The sequence below is a fragment of the Glycomyces mayteni genome, assembly GCF_042428885.1.
Taxonomy (GTDB): domain Bacteria; phylum Actinomycetota; class Actinomycetes; order Mycobacteriales; family Micromonosporaceae; genus Glycomyces; species Glycomyces mayteni.
Genome location: NZ_JBHMBP010000004.1, coordinates 133,900 through 149,024 on the forward strand (window position 1 = coordinate 133,900; position 15,125 = coordinate 149,024).

At 73.6% G+C, this 15,125-nt stretch carries 18 protein-coding genes; 3 read left to right on the top strand and 15 right to left on the bottom strand.

What is annotated here, in order from left to right; genetic code table 11:
- Nucleotide 1: 1 nt before the first annotated feature.
- Nucleotides 2-562: an NUDIX domain-containing protein gene (locus ACFFXY_RS15815; protein ID WP_382352374.1), complete on the bottom strand. Its 561-nt coding sequence runs from the start codon at nt 560-562 to the stop codon at nt 2-4.
- Nucleotides 563-719: 157 nt separating this feature from the next.
- Here ACFFXY_RS15815 and ACFFXY_RS15820 point away from each other — a divergent pair, with 157 nt between their 5' ends.
- Nucleotides 720-2,684: an ABC1 kinase family protein gene (locus ACFFXY_RS15820; protein ID WP_382352377.1), complete on the top strand. Its 1,965-nt coding sequence runs from the start codon at nt 720-722 to the stop codon at nt 2,682-2,684.
- On the opposite strand, the gene ACFFXY_RS15825 is transcribed toward ACFFXY_RS15820, so the two are convergent.
- The 5 genes from ACFFXY_RS15825 to ACFFXY_RS15845 all read right to left on the bottom strand — a co-directional run bounded on the left by ACFFXY_RS15825 (nt 2,685) and on the right by ACFFXY_RS15845 (nt 5,013).
- A complete protein-coding gene (locus tag ACFFXY_RS15825; RefSeq protein WP_382352380.1) occupies nt 2,685-3,023 on the bottom strand; it encodes an Imm51 family immunity protein in 339 nt (112 codons plus the stop codon).
- A 71-nt stretch (nt 3,024-3,094) separates the two neighbouring features.
- Nucleotides 3,095-3,535 carry an SRPBCC family protein gene (locus ACFFXY_RS15830; RefSeq protein WP_382352383.1) on the bottom strand — a complete coding sequence of 147 codons (441 nt, stop codon included), beginning with the start codon at nt 3,533-3,535 and terminating at the stop codon, nt 3,095-3,097.
- 3 nt (nt 3,536-3,538) lie between these two features.
- A complete protein-coding gene (locus ACFFXY_RS15835; RefSeq protein ID WP_382352386.1) occupies nt 3,539-3,919 on the bottom strand; it encodes an ArsR/SmtB family transcription factor in 381 nt (126 codons plus the stop codon).
- Entirely contained in the window at nt 3,916-4,374 is a 459-nt protein-coding gene (locus ACFFXY_RS15840) for an SRPBCC domain-containing protein (RefSeq protein WP_382352389.1), read from the bottom strand. Before ACFFXY_RS15840 ends, ACFFXY_RS15835 begins: the two co-directional genes overlap by 4 nt.
- Nucleotides 4,375-4,467: 93 nt before the next feature.
- Nucleotides 4,468-5,013 (bottom strand): hypothetical protein, encoded by a 546-nt coding sequence (locus tag ACFFXY_RS15845; RefSeq protein ID WP_382352392.1) that lies wholly within the window; start codon nt 5,011-5,013, stop codon nt 4,468-4,470.
- Between the two features lie 59 nt (nt 5,014-5,072).
- Between ACFFXY_RS15845 and ACFFXY_RS15850 the strand changes: the two genes are divergently transcribed.
- Both ACFFXY_RS15850 and ACFFXY_RS15855 read left to right on the top strand, forming a co-directional pair.
- Nucleotides 5,073-5,924 carry a class I SAM-dependent methyltransferase gene (locus tag ACFFXY_RS15850; RefSeq protein WP_382352395.1) on the top strand — a complete coding sequence of 284 codons (852 nt, stop codon included), beginning with the start codon at nt 5,073-5,075 and terminating at the stop codon, nt 5,922-5,924.
- A 26-nt stretch (nt 5,925-5,950) separates the two neighbouring features.
- Nucleotides 5,951-6,907 (top strand): DMT family transporter, encoded by a 957-nt coding sequence (locus ACFFXY_RS15855; RefSeq protein WP_382352398.1) that lies wholly within the window; start codon nt 5,951-5,953, stop codon nt 6,905-6,907.
- On the opposite strand, the gene ACFFXY_RS15860 is transcribed toward ACFFXY_RS15855, so the two are convergent.
- Genes ACFFXY_RS15860 through ACFFXY_RS15900 form a run of 9 tightly spaced genes read right to left on the bottom strand, consistent with a single transcriptional unit; the run spans nt 6,871 to nt 15,065 of the window.
- Nucleotides 6,871-7,281, bottom strand: a complete 411-nt coding sequence (locus ACFFXY_RS15860) for a VOC family protein (protein ID WP_382352401.1) — start codon at nt 7,279-7,281, stop codon at nt 6,871-6,873. The genes ACFFXY_RS15855 and ACFFXY_RS15860 overlap by 37 nt on opposite strands.
- A gap of 48 nt (nt 7,282-7,329) precedes the next feature.
- Nucleotides 7,330-8,079 carry a helix-turn-helix transcriptional regulator gene (locus ACFFXY_RS15865; RefSeq protein ID WP_382352404.1) on the bottom strand — a complete coding sequence of 250 codons (750 nt, stop codon included), beginning with the start codon at nt 8,077-8,079 and terminating at the stop codon, nt 7,330-7,332.
- Nucleotides 8,080-8,102: 23 nt separating this feature from the next.
- Nucleotides 8,103-8,621 (bottom strand): acyl-CoA thioesterase, encoded by a 519-nt coding sequence (locus tag ACFFXY_RS15870; protein WP_382352407.1) that lies wholly within the window; start codon nt 8,619-8,621, stop codon nt 8,103-8,105.
- A gap of 52 nt (nt 8,622-8,673) precedes the next feature.
- Nucleotides 8,674-10,146 carry an aldehyde dehydrogenase family protein gene (locus ACFFXY_RS15875; RefSeq protein WP_382352410.1) on the bottom strand — a complete coding sequence of 491 codons (1,473 nt, stop codon included), beginning with the start codon at nt 10,144-10,146 and terminating at the stop codon, nt 8,674-8,676.
- Nucleotides 10,147-10,154: 8 nt separating this feature from the next.
- On the bottom strand, nt 10,155-11,156 hold the full coding sequence (locus tag ACFFXY_RS15880) for a proline racemase family protein (protein WP_382352412.1): 1,002 nt from the start codon (nt 11,154-11,156) through the stop codon (nt 10,155-10,157).
- A gap of 58 nt (nt 11,157-11,214) precedes the next feature.
- Nucleotides 11,215-12,132, bottom strand: coding sequence for a dihydrodipicolinate synthase family protein (locus ACFFXY_RS15885; RefSeq protein WP_382352415.1), 918 nt, complete (start codon nt 12,130-12,132; stop codon nt 11,215-11,217).
- The gene (locus tag ACFFXY_RS15890) at nt 12,125-13,519 is read right to left on the bottom strand and encodes an FAD-dependent oxidoreductase (protein ID WP_382352417.1); all 1,395 of its coding nucleotides are present in this window, start codon (nt 13,517-13,519) and stop codon (nt 12,125-12,127) included. Before ACFFXY_RS15890 ends, ACFFXY_RS15885 begins: the two co-directional genes overlap by 8 nt.
- Nucleotides 13,516-13,827: a (2Fe-2S)-binding protein gene (locus ACFFXY_RS15895; RefSeq protein ID WP_382352420.1), complete on the bottom strand. Its 312-nt coding sequence runs from the start codon at nt 13,825-13,827 to the stop codon at nt 13,516-13,518. Before ACFFXY_RS15895 ends, ACFFXY_RS15890 begins: the two co-directional genes overlap by 4 nt.
- Nucleotides 13,824-15,065, bottom strand: a complete 1,242-nt coding sequence (locus ACFFXY_RS15900) for an NAD(P)/FAD-dependent oxidoreductase (RefSeq protein ID WP_382352423.1) — start codon at nt 15,063-15,065, stop codon at nt 13,824-13,826. Before ACFFXY_RS15900 ends, ACFFXY_RS15895 begins: the two co-directional genes overlap by 4 nt.
- Between the last annotated feature and the right edge of the window lie 60 nt (nt 15,066-15,125).

Consider the following 15,125-nt stretch of genomic DNA (forward strand, 5'->3'; position numbering starts at 1 on the left):
CCTACCAGCGGATGTGGATCGGCGTCTGCGGCGGCCCCTCGGTGAGGAGGCGGCGCACGAGGTCGGGGAGGCCGCGCGGGAGGACGCGCACTGGCGCGGCGTCCATGGCGTCGGCGTCGAGCCACGCGTGCGGGGTGGCCGCGGGGGTGCGGGCGGCGTCGGTGCGCAGGAGGAAGAACTCGTCGGCGGCGGCGACGAACGCGCCGGAGTCGATGCGCTGCTGGAGGCTGTAGCAGGTGGCGACCGGCGCGCCGAGTTCCGCCGGGGCGGCGGCGAACCCGAGTTCCTCGTCGAGTTCCCGGGCGGCGGCCTCGGCGGGGGTCTCGCCGGGCTCGATCGCGCCGCCGGGGGTGTGGAAGTAGCGGTCGCCCACGTCGCGGATCTTCGCGGGCCGGTCCAGGAGCAGGACGCGGCCGTGGTGGTCGAGGAGGACGGCGCGGGCGGTCCGGCGGCGGATCGTGGTGCGGGCCGGGTCGCCTGGGAGGTCGGGCGCGTGATCGTCCAGGGCGCGGTCCGGTGCGGGTTCGGCCGCGGTCGGTCGCGGCGCTTCTGCGATGGTCATGGGACTCAGCGTAAACGCGGTGTCCGACATGCGCTTGTTCGAAGCGTGTGTCCGATTGCGCGGCGGGGCGCGACACGCGGCGCACGGCGGGCGCCGATGGACCCTCCGGCGTAGCCTGTGCTGTCGAGCGCTGTCCCGTCCGGAAAGGCCGTTCCCCATGACCGAGTTCCTGCTGTCGGTGTTCGGCATCGCGTTCAACACCGCGGCCGTCGCGTACGTCGCGACCAGGCTCCTCGACGTGCGGTACACGCTGTGGCGGCTCGTCGTGGTCTCGGTGTGCGGCTACGGGGTCATGCAGTACGGACTGCTCCCCTCCCTCATGGAGCCGTTCCGCGACCGCGAGCCCACTTCGGACGAGCTGCCGGGGACGTTCGCGCTGTGGGGCCTCGCGCTCGTGACCGCGCCGGTGATCGCGATGATCATGCTGGTGGTGTGGGAGGCGGTGATCCCGACCGGCGCGGTGCCGCCCGCGCGCACCTGGTTCAAGGGCCTGCGCACGCGGCTGCGGCGCACCCGCCGGTACCTCCAGATCCTCGCCATCGCGGGCCGCCACGGCCTCATCGGCCTGCTGCGCGGGCGGCGGCTGGCCTCCCAGGACGCGGAGATGGCGCGGGCCCTGCGGCGGGCGCTCGACGACGCGGGCGTGACGTTCGTGAAGCTCGGGCAGATCCTCTCGACGCGGCGCGACCTCCTTCCGGCCGTGTACATCGCGGAGCTGTCGAAGCTCCAAGACCAGGCCGCGCCGGTCCCCGGGACGAGCGCGGTGCGGCTCGTGGAGGCCGCCGCGGGCGCGCCGGTCGGCGAGGTGTTCGCGGCCTTCGACGCCGAACCCGTCGCGGCCGCGTCGATCGCGCAGGTCCACACCGCCGTGCTCCACGGCGGGGAGGCGGTCGTGGTGAAGGTGCGGCGGCCCGGCGCCGACGTCACGGTGGAGCGGGACCTCGACATCATCCGGCGCCTCGCGCGCAGCCTCGACCGGCACACCTCATGGGGCCGTTCGATGGACGTCCTGGGGCTGGCCGACGGGTTCGCCGAGGCGCTCCGCGAGGAGGTGGACTTCACCGTGGAGGCCCGCAACCTCGCGCAGGTCGCGGCGGCCCACGACCGGCGGCGGGCCGAGGTGCGGGTGCCGCGGCCCTATGCGGACCTCTCGGACGAGCAGGTCCTCGTCATGGAGCGGCTGCCGGGCGTCCCGCTCGCGTCGGCGGACCTCGCCGAACGGGGCCTGGACGGGCGGACCTTGGCGGCGGCGCTGCTGCGGGAACTCCTCGACGAGATCATGGTCGACGGGATCTTCCACGCCGACCCGCACCCGGGGAACCTCATGCTCCTGGACGACGACCGGATCGGGCTCATCGACTACGGGTCGGTCGGGCGGCTCGACCGGGAGCTGCGCGCCTCCTTCGAGGCGATCCTCCAGGCCGTGGACCGCCAGGACGGGCCCGCGCTCGCCGACGCGCTCGTGAGCGTCTCCAGCCGCCCCGACGAACTCGACCAGACCGGGTTCGAGCGGGCCCTCGGCTCGTTCATGGCCCGCCACCTCGTGCCGGGCGCGGCCCCGGGCATCCGCATGTTCTCCGAGCTGTTCCGCATCATCGCCAAGTACCGCATCGTGATCCCGCCCGAGCTCGCGGCCGTGTTCCGCACGCTCGCCACCCTGGAGGGCTGCCTGACCGCGATCGACCCGGGCTTCGACCTCATCGCCGAGGCCCGGGACGTGGGCCAGCGCTACGCCGAGCGGCGCCTGCGGCCCGCGGCGGTGCAGGACCTCGTCATAGAGGAGGTCCACGACCTGCTGCCGGTGCTGCGCAAGCTCCCGCGGCGGCTCGACCGGCTGCTGGCGTCCGTGGAGTCGGGGCAGCTGTCGGTGAACTTCCGGCTGTTCGCGAAGTCGGAGGACCGCCGCACGGTGACCGCGTGGCTGCACCAGGCGCTCTTGACGGTGCTCGCGGCGGCGTCGGGGCTGATGGCGGTGATGCTGCTGGGCAACGAGTCCGGGCCGATGCTGACCTCGGAGTTCACGCTGTTCCAGTTCTTCGGCCTGTCGCTGCTGCTCATCGCGTCGGTGATGGCGCTGCGGGTGCTGGCGGACATCTTCACCCGGCGCGGTCGCGAGGAGTGATCAGTCGTCGAACTCGAACCCGTCGGCGTCGGCCGCGGCGATGAGGGCCCGCATCCGGTCCTTGTCGGAGGCGAGGGGCTCCATGAGGGCCGCGAGCGCTTCGAGGGCGTCGCGGTCGTCGCCGTAGGCGCAGAACATGCCGCCTTCGGGGTCGTAGCCGAACCGCTCGTCGAGGCCGGGGGCCTCGGCGGCGACGAGGCGCTGGGCGACGCCTTCCCAGAAGTAGCCGTTCGGCTCGCGTCCCAGGTCTTCGACGACGTCGTCCACATCGGTGGACCCGGCGTTGAGCAGGAGGGAGTACTTCCCGGTGCTGGTCTCGACGATCTTGAGGTGGCTCATGCCCGAAAGCTAGCACCGGGCACCGACAGCCCCTCCCGCGAGCGGGAGGGGCCGCGGCCCTGCGAAGGTCGTCACCAGTTGTCGTTCTTGACGTCCCGCGGGGCGGGGTCGCCCGCGCCCTGCTCCAGGAGCGCCTTGAGGCTCAGGAGGAACACGGCCCACTTGGTGGAGCAGTGGTGCATGAACTCGACGGGTTCGGCCCAGCCCTCGTGCTTGAACAGGAGGACGGCCCAGCCGTCGTCGTCGTGCAGGTCCCAGTGGACGCGGGTGCCGATCCACTCGGGGGTGCCGCCGACGACCTCCCAGAGGACGCGCTTGCCCGGCTCGGATTCGAGGACGCGCATGTCGAACCCTCCGTCGGGGAAGCGGAAGGCGATCTCGCCTCCGGGTCCGGTGTCGCCGGTGGCGTCCTCGGTCCACCAGCCGCGCAGGCCCTCGATCGTGGTGAGCGCGCGGTAGACCTCGTCGGTGCCGTGGTTTTCGACCGCGACGCGGTGCAGGATGTCGACCATGGCTTACTCCTTCTCGTTCCGGTGTTCGGTGTCGGGTTCGGCGGTGCTCCCGCCGCCGGTGCGCTGGATGGTCTCGGCGATCCGCTTGATGCGGTCGAGCCGCGAGTCCCACGCGGAGCCGACGGCGTTCAGTTGGGCGACGGCGCGCGCGAGCTGCGCTTCGTCGACGCGGTAGCGGCGTTCGCGGCCCGCGGTGGCGCCGTGCACGAGGCCGGCCCTGTCGAGGACGGCGAGGTGCTTGGCGATGGCCTGGCGGGTCACCGGGATCTGCTCGCTGAGGCTGGTGGCGGTGCCGGTGCCGTCGGCGAGCAGGCGGTCGATCATGCGGCGGCGGGTCGGGTCGCCGACCGCCGACCACAGGTCGTCGTCCACCGCGGTGCTCATCGGGCGGCCTTCGCGACCGCCGCGGGCAGGCGCGGGATGAAGTAGTCCCAGCCCTGGACGTGGGCCGCGTACTCCTCGGCGGCGACGGCCTCGCTCCAGCCGCGCTCGCGGAACCCGGTCTCGGTCATGCGCAGCAGCGTCCCGGCCCCGTCGGGTTCGAGCTCGAACGTGACGAGGAACGAGTTCCCCTGCGCCGCCTCCTCTTCCTCGGCGTGCGTCCACCGGAAGGCGAACATCCGCGGCGGCTCGGCGTCCACCACGGTGAACTGCTCCCACTGCACGCTCCCGTCCCCCTGCCGGAACCCGATCCGCCCGGCCTTCCCCGGGACCGCCTCGTACTCGGCCTCGTCGGGCCACCAGACCTTCACGTGCTCAGGGTTGCTGACCACGTCGAACACCACTTCCGGCGCCGCGTCGATCCGGATCTCCCGCTCGATCGTCCCGTACTCGTCCATGTCCCTCTCCTAACTAGCAACCTTTGGTTGCATATAAACCTAGCAGGCTCCGGGGCCACGCGCAACCTTTTGTTGCATATTCTTGGACGGCGGCTACTTCCGCGGATGGTCGGCGGTGCACCAGACCTCGGCGTCGGCGATGAACGCGCTGGACATCGGCCCGGCCTCGTCGACCCGCGGGCCGCCGGGAAGGCGCTCGCCGCCGACGGCGATCACCGCCTCGCGGCACGGGATCCACACCGTCGAGAGGATGTGGGGGACCCCGCCCAGGTCGTAGTCGTCCTTGCGGGTCAGGTACCGCTCGATCGGGCCGGTGATCGCGACCGACACGTCGTCGGCCGCGGCCGTGAGGCCCGTGGCGAGGTCGAGGTCGAACGAGACCTCGGCCGTGGTGAGCTCCGGCTCCGACCAGGCGATGCCGCCGGCGAGCTTGATGTGCCGGTTGAACTCCGCGCCGAGCCACCGCCCCAGCTCCGGATCGGGTCCGATGATCCGCACCCGGCCGGGGACCGCGAGCACCAGCGCCCGCCCGGGCCCGCGCACGGACCAGTCCACGCGCCAGACCGAGGCGTACGCGACCGCCCGATCGCCGTCGAACACCGTCGCACACGGGTTGGCACCCATGAGAAGGAGCGTCATGCGGCCACGATAGCCCGGGCGGCCGGTCGGGGCGCGTCCGCTTCAGTAGGGTGGCCGTTGTGGCGAATGAATCGATGCGGCAGAACTGGACCGACGGGGCCGCGTGGTGGGTGGCGAACGAGGCGGTGTTCGACGCGGTGTTCGCGCCGGTGACGGCCGCGATCCTCGGGACGGCGCGGCCGGGGGCCGGGCGGCGGGTGCTCGACGTCGGGTGCGGGAGCGGGACGCTCCTGGAGGCGAGCGCCGAGGCAGGGGCTTCCGTTGCGGGCGTGGACATCTCCGAGGGGATGGCCGAGGCCGCGCGGCGGCGCGTGCCGGAGGCGAGCGTGGTCGTGGCCGACGCGCAGACCGCGGACCTGCTCGCCGAGCTCCCCGGCGACCCGTTCGACCTGGTCGTCTCCCGGTTCGGGGTCATGTTCTTCGAGGACCCGAAGGCCGCGTTCGCGAACCTCCGCAGCGCCGCCGCGCCCGGGGCCCGGCTCGTGTTCGCGTGCTGGCGGGCCGCCGCTGAGAACCCCATGTTCGGCATGGGGTCGAGCGTCCTGCTCGAACGGCTCGACCCGCCGCCCGGACCCGAGGAGCCCGGCGCGCCCGGGCCGACCGCGTTCGCCGACCGCGACCGGCTCGCGTCGATCCTCGAAGGCGCCGGCTGGGCGCCGCGGATCGAGGCGTTCGACTTCACCGTCGACTACGGCTACAACGGGACCGACGGCGTCGAGGAGCGGCTCACCAGCGTGGAGAGCGGCGGCGTCGGGCGCACGGCCCGCGCGCAGCTCCTCCCCCGCATCGGCCCCGACGGCTGGGACGCGCTCCTCGACGAGGTCCGCGCCGAACTGCGGCGCCACCTCGTGGACGGCGTGCTCCGCTTCCCCGGCGCGGTCTGGCTGGTCGACGCGACGAACCCCCGCTAGCCTTCCCTCACGAAAGCCGCCCCCTCTTGCGCACCGACAGATCCACACTGCTCGCCGTCGCCGCCCTCGTCGGCGCGACCCTGTTCTGGGCCGGGAACTACATCGTCGGCCAGCGCGCCGTCGAGACCATTGACCCGCTGAGCCTGGTCCTGCTGCGGTGGGCGCTCGCGCTCGTGCCGCTGCTCGTGATCGCGCAGCTCGCGGAGCGGCCGCGCTGGCGGGAGGTCGCGAAGGCGTGGCCGTGGCTGCTCGCGTTGAGCGCCTTCGGCATCCTGAGCTACAACCTGTTCCTGTACGCGGCGCTGGAGTACACGGACGCGTTCAGCGCCTCGCTCGTGAACGCGTTCAATCCGGCGCTCATCACGCTCGCGGCGGCGGTGTTCCTGCGCGAGCGCCTGACGCCGCTGTCGGTGTGCGGGGTGCTCGTGGCGCTCGTCGGGGTGCTGGTGGTCCTCGGCGACGGGGACTTCGGGTCGCTCGTGAGCGGCGGGTTCGGGACCGGCGAGCTGCTCATGCTGGGGGCGATCGCGGCGTGGACGGCGTACACGGTGGCGGGGCGGCGGGGGCCGCGGCTGCCGCCGGTGACCTCGACGGCGGTGCAGGCGGGGATCGCGGTGGTCGTGCTGGCGCCGTTCAGTCTCGCCGGGGGCGGGCCCGCGCTGCCGGGGACGGGGGCGGCGCTGTGGTCGCTGCTGTTCATCGCGGTGTTCCCGTCGGTGCTGTCCTACCTGCTGTGGAACCACGCGCTGACGGCGATCCCGCCGGGCCGGGCGGGCGTGTTCCTCAACCTCATCACCGTGTTCACGGCGGTGTTCACGATCCTCGCGGGCGAGCCGTGGACGGCCGCGCAGGTCGCGGGCGGGGCGGTCGTCATCGCCGGGGTGGTGCTCACGAACTGGAGGGCGTTCCGCGGGACCGGGGCGCGCCCCGATCCCGCTGCGGGGCGCTACTCGGGCTCGCCGGGCATCGCGGACGGGTCGTAGGACAGGAGCTCCCACGAGTGCCCGTCGGGGTCGTCCACGGCGCGGTTGTAGAGCCAGCCCATGTCCTGGGCCGGGCGGGGCTCGGTGCCGCCCGCGGCGACGGCGGCCTCCACGAGCCGGTCGACGTCCTCCTTCGACTCGGCGGCGAGGGCGTTGATGACCTCGATCGGGCCGGTCGCGATGTCGCGCTTGGTGAACCCGGAGAACTGCTCGTGGGTCATGAGCTGCACGGCGACGGCGTCGCCGAGGACGACCTGCGCGGAGGTCTCGTCGGTGAACTGCGGGTTGAGAACGCCGCCGAGGGCGAGGTAGAACGCCTTGGACGCGTCGAGGTCGGCGGCGGGAAGGTTGAGGTAGATCTGGGTGAACGCCATGACGGCCTCCTGGTTCGCTCCGGCCGGTCGTTCCGGCCTGCTCCGAATCTAAGGCCGGACCTGGGCGTCCGTCTTGTACAGAAGCGACAGCACCTCGTCGGGCGCGGGTTTCTGGAGCTCGGTGGCCTTGCGGCCGACGAACCGGGCCATGGACCGGGCGAGGTGGGGCTGGTCGTGGTAGCCGACGAGGTGCACGACGTCGGCGGTGGCGGTTCCGGACCGGAGGAGCATCGCGGCCTGGCGGGCGCGCTCGATCTGGCGGATCGTCCCCTGCGTGAGGCCGGTGGCGGCGGCGACGCGGCGCTGCACGGACCGGGGCGTGACCAGCAGGGGCGTGTCCCCGGCGAGGACGTCGGCGACGAGCGGGTCGCGCACGAGGAGCCCGGCGCGGACGAGGCGCTCCACGAAGGTCTCGGCGTTGCCGTAGGCGGGGATCTCCCATTCGGCGCCTTCGAGGACGAACGTGCGGTCCGTCGCGTGCGGGCTGTCGACGCTGGAGTCGACGAGGGCGGGGACGGGGAGGTTCCGCAGGTGGGCGCCGTGGCTGAAGACCACGCCGAACGCGCCGTCCATGCTGTCGCCCATGGGGACGACGGTGGGGTGGGTCTCGGGGCCGCGGACGGACACGGTGGTGACGCCCTCGGCGGTCCAGGCGATGAGCTCCCAGTTGGAGTTCGCGACGGACACCATGCGGGCGGGCGCGGGCGCGGCCCCGGGTTCCACCCGGTAGACGCGCTCGACGTACGGCGAGTCCGAGGGCCGGTGTTCGAGCCCGGGGATCTGCGGGTCCTGAGCCACGTCCCCGATGGTACCGGCGCTCGTCAGGCGCTGGGGATGCGCGAGGCGGCCGTGAGGTCGAGGAGCCACTGCGGGACGCTCGCGGCGGGGAACCCGCCCGCGAGCGCCTCCAGCTCGTCGTGCTCCACGGAGCCGCCGCCGCGCTTGAGGAAGCGGGTGCGCACGTACGCCTGGGCGTGGACGGTCTCGCCGGAGCGGAACGTCTGCTCGATGTAGCCCCACCGGTCGTCGAAGCCGAGGACCCGGGTGTGGACCTCGAACCGCTGCCACGGCTGGAGCGACTTGCGGTAGGTGATCGTCTGCCCGGCGACCACGGGGTACCAGCCCGCCTCCCGCATCTTCTTGAGGAACCCGGCGCGGTGCATGAGGTCGAGCCGCCCGACGTCCATGATCGTCAGGTACTTGCCGTTGGTCATGTGCCCCAGCGGGTCGAGGTCGGTCGGAACGACCCGGAACGGCGTCACCGCGGTCTCCCACAGCCCGATCGGGCCCCGCCGCCGGGCGCGCAGCCACAGGTTCAGCAGCCGGAAGTACAGGTTCACGAGCGCACCGCCATCGAGGAGGAGACCAGTAAGTTACCCGAGAGTAGCAAATCTAGTGCGCACGGTCGCCCCAGGTGGTGCTTTCTCCTGCCGGGGCGACGGCCTGGGGGATGTTCCAGGGGTTGTCGTCGCGGAGGGCTGGGGGGAGGGCTTCGGTGGGGGCGTTCTGGTAGGCGACGGCGCGCACGAAGCGGGTGATGGCGGCGGTGCCGACGCTGGTGCCGCCGGAGGTGGTGGCGGGCCAGGGGCCGCCGTGCTGCATCGCGGGGGTGACGGCGACGCCGGTGGGCCAGCCGTCGAAGAGGACGCGGCCCGCGCGGCGGGCGGCGGCGCGGACGAGGGCGGTAACGTCGTCGCCGTCGGCGCGGTGGACGGCCACCGTGAGCTCGCCTTCGAAGAGGGTGTCGAGGAGCTCGGCGTAGTCGGTGCCCTCCGGGGACTCCACGAGGATCGTGAGGGGGCCGAAGCACTCGGCGAGGAGCGCGTCAGGGTGGGGCCGGAAGTCCGCGAGCGGGACGGCGGCGATCGTGGGGGTCACCCAGCCCTGGCCGTCCTCGTCGGTGCGGACCGAGCCGGGGGCGACGAGGCGGACGCCCGCGGCGGACAGGACCGCCTCGCGCCCGTGGGCGTAGTTCGCGGCGATGCGAGGGTCGAGCATCCGCTGCTCCGCCCCCGCGGCGGCGGCCGCGAGGGCCTCGTCCAGGCCGTGGTCGGCGGGGAGGAACACCAGGCCGGGCTTGGTGCACAGCTGGCCGGCGGAGCCGCCGACGCTCGCGGCGAGGCCCGCCGCGAACTCGGGGCCGCGTTCGGCGATCGCGGCGGGGGTCGCGAAGACCGGGTTGACGGAGCCGAGCTCGCCGTAGAACGGGATCGGCGCGGGGCGGGCGGCGGCGATGTCGGCGAGGAGGCGGCCCGCGCGCAGCGACCCGGTGAAGGACGCGGCCTTCACCAAGGGGTGCTTGAGGAGCGCGGTGCCCTCGTCCTGGGTCTCGACGAGCTGCAAGGTCCCGGCGGGCAGCCCGGCGGCTTCGAGGGCCGCGGCGCCGAGCGCGGCGGTGCGGCGGGACAGGCGCGGGTGGCCCGGGTGGGCCTTGACGACGACCGGGTTGCCCGCAGCGAGCGCCGAGGCCGTGTCGCCCCCGGCGACGGAGAACGCGAACGGGAAGTTCCCGGCCGCGAAATTGAGGACCGGGCCGATCGGCTCGTTGCCGCTGCGCACGTCGGGGCGCGGCCCGAGCGCGAACTCCGGGTCGGCGCGGTCGATCCGCACGTCGAGGTACGCGCCGTCCACCACGGTGTCGGCGAACAGCCGCAGCTGCACGGCGGTCCGCTTGACCTCCCCGCGCAGGCGCGCCTCGGCGAGCCCGGTCTCCTCCATCGCCAGCGCGACGAGTTCGTCGGCGTTCGCGGTGAGCGCGTCACTGATGGCCACGAGGGCCTTGGCGCGCACGGCGGGCGGGACGTCGGCGAGCGCGCGGGCGGCCGCGTCGGCGGTCTTCGCGACGGTCTCGGTGCTGGTCGTCATCTGCTCTCCTAGAACTGGAAGCCGGTCGGGAACGGGTCGGTCGGGTCGAGCGTGTACTGGGCGGTGCCGGTGATCCAGGCGCGGCCGGTCACGGTGGGGACGACGGCGGGCCGGTCCCCCACGGTGGTCTCGCGGACGAGCCGCCCGATGAAGCGCGAGCCGATGAACGACTCGTTGACGAAGTCGGTGTCGAGGGCGAGTTCGCCGCGGGCCCATAGCTCGGCCATGCGCGCGGAGGTGCCGGTGCCGCAAGGGGACCGGTCGAACCAGCCGGGATGGATGGCCATGGCGTGGCGGGAGTGCCTCGCGTCGGAGCCGGGGGCGATGAACTCGACGTGGTGGCAGTGGTCGAGCCCCGCGATGTCGGGGTGGACGGGCGGCGCGGTCGAGTTGATGGCGTCCATGATCGCGAGCCCGGCCTTGAGGATGTCCTGCTGGCGGGCGCGGTCGAAGGGGAGGCCGACGGCGTCGAGGTCGACCATGGCGTAGAAGTTGCCGCCGAAGGCCATCGAGTAGGGGACGGCGCCGTACCCGGGGACGTCGACCGAGGTGTCGAGGGCCTCGACGTAGCTGGGGACGTTCTCGATGGTCACGGAGGCGGCGCGGCCGTCCTCGACGGCGACGCGCGCGGTGACGGGCCCGGCGGGCGTGTCGAGGCGGATCTCGGTGACCGGTTCGGTCACGGCGACCATGCCGGTCTCCACGAGGACGGTGGCGACGCCGATGGTGCCGTGCCCGCACATGGGCAGGCACCCGGAGACCTCGATGTAGACGACGCCCCAGTCGCAGTCGGGGCGGGTGGAGGGCTGGAGGATCGCGCCGCTCATCGCGGCGTGGCCGCGGGGCTCGTTCATGAGGTACAGCCGCAGGTCGTCGAGGTGCTCGATGAAGTGGAGGCGCTTGTCGTTCATGGTGGCGCCGGGAATGACGCCGACGCCGCCGGTGACGACGCGCGTGGGCATGCCCTCGGTGTGGGAGTCGACGGCGCTGATGACGCGGTTCGTTCGCATGTTCGTCCTTCCGCTGGGCGCCCTGTACGGCCGTGTGCACCGTACAGGGCGCGGGGCGCTACCGCGAGGCGGCGAAGTCCAGGGCGCGGCGGGTGTCGCGCACGACCTGGTCGCGCTGGGCCTCGGAGAGGGGGCCGCGCGGCGGGCGGGTCGCGCCGCCGTAGGAGTGCCCGGCGATGTCCATGGAGAGCTTGATGGCCTGCACGAACTCGGTCTTGGAGTCCCAGCGGAACACCGGGACCAGCCCGGAGTAGAGGTGGCGGGCCTCTTCGATGCGGCCTTCCTGCACGAGGGTGTAGATCTCGACGGCCTCGGCGGGGAACGCGTTGGGGTACCCGGCGAACCAGCCGGTGGCCCCGACGACGAGGGACTCGAAGAGGAGGTCGTCGGCCCCGGCGATGACGTCGATGCCGCACCGCTCCTTGATCTCCAGGACGCGGCGGACGTCGGTGGAGAACTCCTTGATGGCGACGACGTTCTCCAGCTCGTAGAGCTCGGCGACGAGGTCGGGCACGAGGTCGACCTTGGTGTCGATCGGGTTGTTGTACATCATGATCGGGAGGCCGACCTCGTTGACGCGGGCGTAGTGCTCCAGGACCTCGCCGCGGTTGGCGCGGTAGATCGTGGGCGGCAGGAGGAGCACGCCGTCGGCGCCGTCGTCCTTGGCGTGCTCGGCCCACTGGACGGCCTGGTGCCAGCCGACGCCGTGGACGCCGGCGACGACGAGGCCGCGGTCCCCGACGGTCTCGACGGCGACCTGGACGACCTTGCGGCGCTCCTCGTCGGTGAGGGAGGAGTACTCGCCGAGGGAGCCGTTCGGGCCGACCCCGCGGCAGCCGCTGCGCATGAGGAAGTCGCAGTGCTCGGCGAACTTGTCGTAGTCGACGGCGAGGCCGCCCGGCGCCTTCGGGTCCTCCTTGAAGGCGAGGGTGGTGGCGACGATGACGCCCCCGAGGTCGAAGTTCTTGCTAGACATGGGTGTCCTTCCCACAGGTGGTGGCTGGCGCGGCGAGGTCGCCGAGCCTGACGGGTGCGGCCAGGGGCCGCCGGTCGGTGGTGTCCTCGGCGCGGGTGAGGGCCGCGCCGGTGAGCTCCTCCACGGTGCGTCCGCACATGCGGGCCTGGCAGATGCCCAGTCCCGCACGGGAGGTGAGCTTCAGCGAGCGCAGCGAGGCCTGGTCCGTCGCGGCCGCGGCGTCACGGAGGGGCCCGTAGGCGACCTCCTCGCAGCGGCAGACGACGGTGTCGTCGCGCAGCCACGACGTCCACCCGCGGCGGATGCCGTGGGCGGCGTCGATGCGGCGCGCGAAATCGGTGGTGGCGCTCCGGCGCTTCAGGTCCGCGTCGGTCGCGGGGGCTCCGGCGGCGCGGGCCCCGGCGATGCGGCCTTCGACGAGCGCCGCGTCGACGCCGCCGATGCCGGTGATCTCCCCCGCGGCGTAGACGTGGGCGACGCTGGTGCGCTGGTCGCCGTCCACGGCGACGAACCGGTCGGGGCCGATGCGGCACCCGGCGGCGATGGGGAGTTCGAGGCGGGGCGTGAACCCGTGGGAGACGCACACGGCGTCGGCCGCGAGGGTCCGCTCGGAACCCGGGACCGGGGACCAGTCGGGGTTCAGGCGGGCGATGACGACCTCTTCGACGCGGCCGTCCCCGCGGGCCTCCACGACGGCGCGGCCGAGCCGGTACGGGACGCGGCGGCCGAGGTGGTGGGCGGCGTACCCGGCGAGCTCGCCGCCTTTGTGGGCGGCGCCGAGGAGGCGCCAGGGCCGCGGGAGCCAGCCTCGCGCGAGCGCGGCGGGCCGGGCGGCCTCGTAGACGCCGAGGACGCGTGCGCCTGCGGCCGTGAGGGACTGGGCGACGGGGAGTAGGAACGGCCCGGCCCCGGCGACGACGGCGCGGCGGCCGACGGCGACGCGTTCGCCCTTCGCGAGGGCCTGGGCGGCCCCGGCGGAGAACACGCCGGGGAGGTTCCAGCCGGGGAACGGGAGCGTGCGGTCGTGGGCGCCGGTCGCGAGGACCAGCGCGTCGGGGGTGAGGGTGCGGGCCGCGCGGCCGCCCGCGTCGGCGGGGCCGACCAGGACGTGGACGGCGATGCCGTCGTGCGTCTCGATGGCCCACACCTGGGCCTCGGTGACGACTTCGATCCCGGCGAGGCTGCCGCGGAGGCGGTCGAAGGCGTTCCAGCCGTGGTGGAGGCGGGCCTCGCGTTGCGCGGGCCGCTGCGGGGGCAGGTGGCGCCAGTATTGGCCGCCGAGGCCGTCTCCGGAGTCCAGGAGGGTGACGCGGGCGCCGGCGTCGCCCGCGGCGACGGCGGCGGAGAGCCCGGCGGGGCCCGCGCCGATGACGAGGACGTGCTTCACGGGGCCTCCTTCGTGTCGTCCTGGGTGGTCACGATGTCGCCGTCGTTCGCGCGGCGCAGGCACAGGCGCACGTCGGACTCGCCGTTGACGGTGGCGATGCAGTCGAAGCACACGCCGATGCCGCAGAACACGCCGCGGGCGCGGCCCGCGGTCGTGGTGCGCCATGCGACGCGGTCCTGGGCGAGCAGGACCCCGGCGAGCGACTGGCCTTGCAGCCCTTCGACGCGCGTGCCGTCCACGGTGATGTGGAGCGGCTGCGGCCGATCGGGTCGGATCGGGTCGGCTTCCCAGGGGACGATGCCGCTCACTCGGTGCCTCCGTTCGGCGCGGCGGCGGGGCCCGCGGGCCGCCCCGCCTCGGACGGTCCGTCCTCGCTCGCCAGGTGGGCGGCCAGGGACGGCCGGGACGGCAGGAACGGGGCCGGGTCGATCGCGGGATCAGCGCCGGTGAGCTGGGCGCACAGGAGGTCGCCGGTGACGCCCGCGAGGCCGATCCCGGCGCCTTCGTGGCCGGTGGCGTACCACAGGCCGGGGTGGCGGGGGTCCGCGCCGACGACCGGGAGGTGGTCGGGCACGTAGGGGCGGAAGCCCCCGTAGGCGCGGATCACGGGCGTGCCGGCGAGGAACGGGAACAGGCGCAGGGCGCGGCCCGCGATCTCGGCGAGCACGTTGACGCGGAGCCTGTCGTCGAAGCCGATCTGCTGGCGGCTCGATCCGATGAGGACGGTCCCGCCGGGGGTGGACTCGACCACGCTGGAGGTCTGGAGGTCGGCGTCCGCGGACTGGGTGGCGCCGAAGTAGTCGCCGTCGTAGACCTTGTGGAACACGCGCTGCGCCATGCGGGCGGTCACCAGGACCATGCCGCGGCGGGGGCGCACCGGCAGGTCGGCGCCGAGCACTCCGGCCACCGCGCCGGACCAGGGCCCGGCCGCGACCACCACGGACGGCGCGCTGATCGTCTCGGTCGCGGTGCGCACGCCGGTGATCCGGTCGCCGTCGCGCACGGCGCCGACGACCTCCCGGTGGGGCAGGACCGCGACGCCCGCGCGGCGCGCGGAGGCCAGCAGCGCCTCGGTGGCGACGACGGGCTGGAGCTGCGCGTCCTGCGGGTAGTGGACGGCGGCGGTGACCGCCGGGTTCAGGTGCGGCTCAAGGGAGAGCGCCTCGTGCGGCGTCAGGTGCGCGACCTCGACGCCCACGGCCGCCTGGCCGTCGGCGAAGGCCCGCAGCGGTCCGGCCCCTTCCTCGGTCGTGGCGACCACGACGCCGCCCTTGCGGTCGTACTCGATGTCGGGGAAGCCGGGGCCGAGTTCGTCGGCGAGGGACGCGGCGAGGCCGGGCCAGTGCCCGGCGGCGAGCATCGCGAGGTCGAGTTCGGGGCCGGGGGCCTTGTCGGACACGAGGAGGTTGCCTTCGCCGCGGGCGCTGGTGGCGCTCGCGGGCGCGCCGCGGTCCACGACGACGACGCGCAGGCCGGCCCGCGCGAGCGCCCGCGCGCACGCGGCGCCGACGATCCCCGCGCCGATGACCACGACGTCTGCGTTCAACTTCCCCTCCTTGTAATATGTCACATATTTCAACAAAGCCGGATCGTCCTCTGTACACGA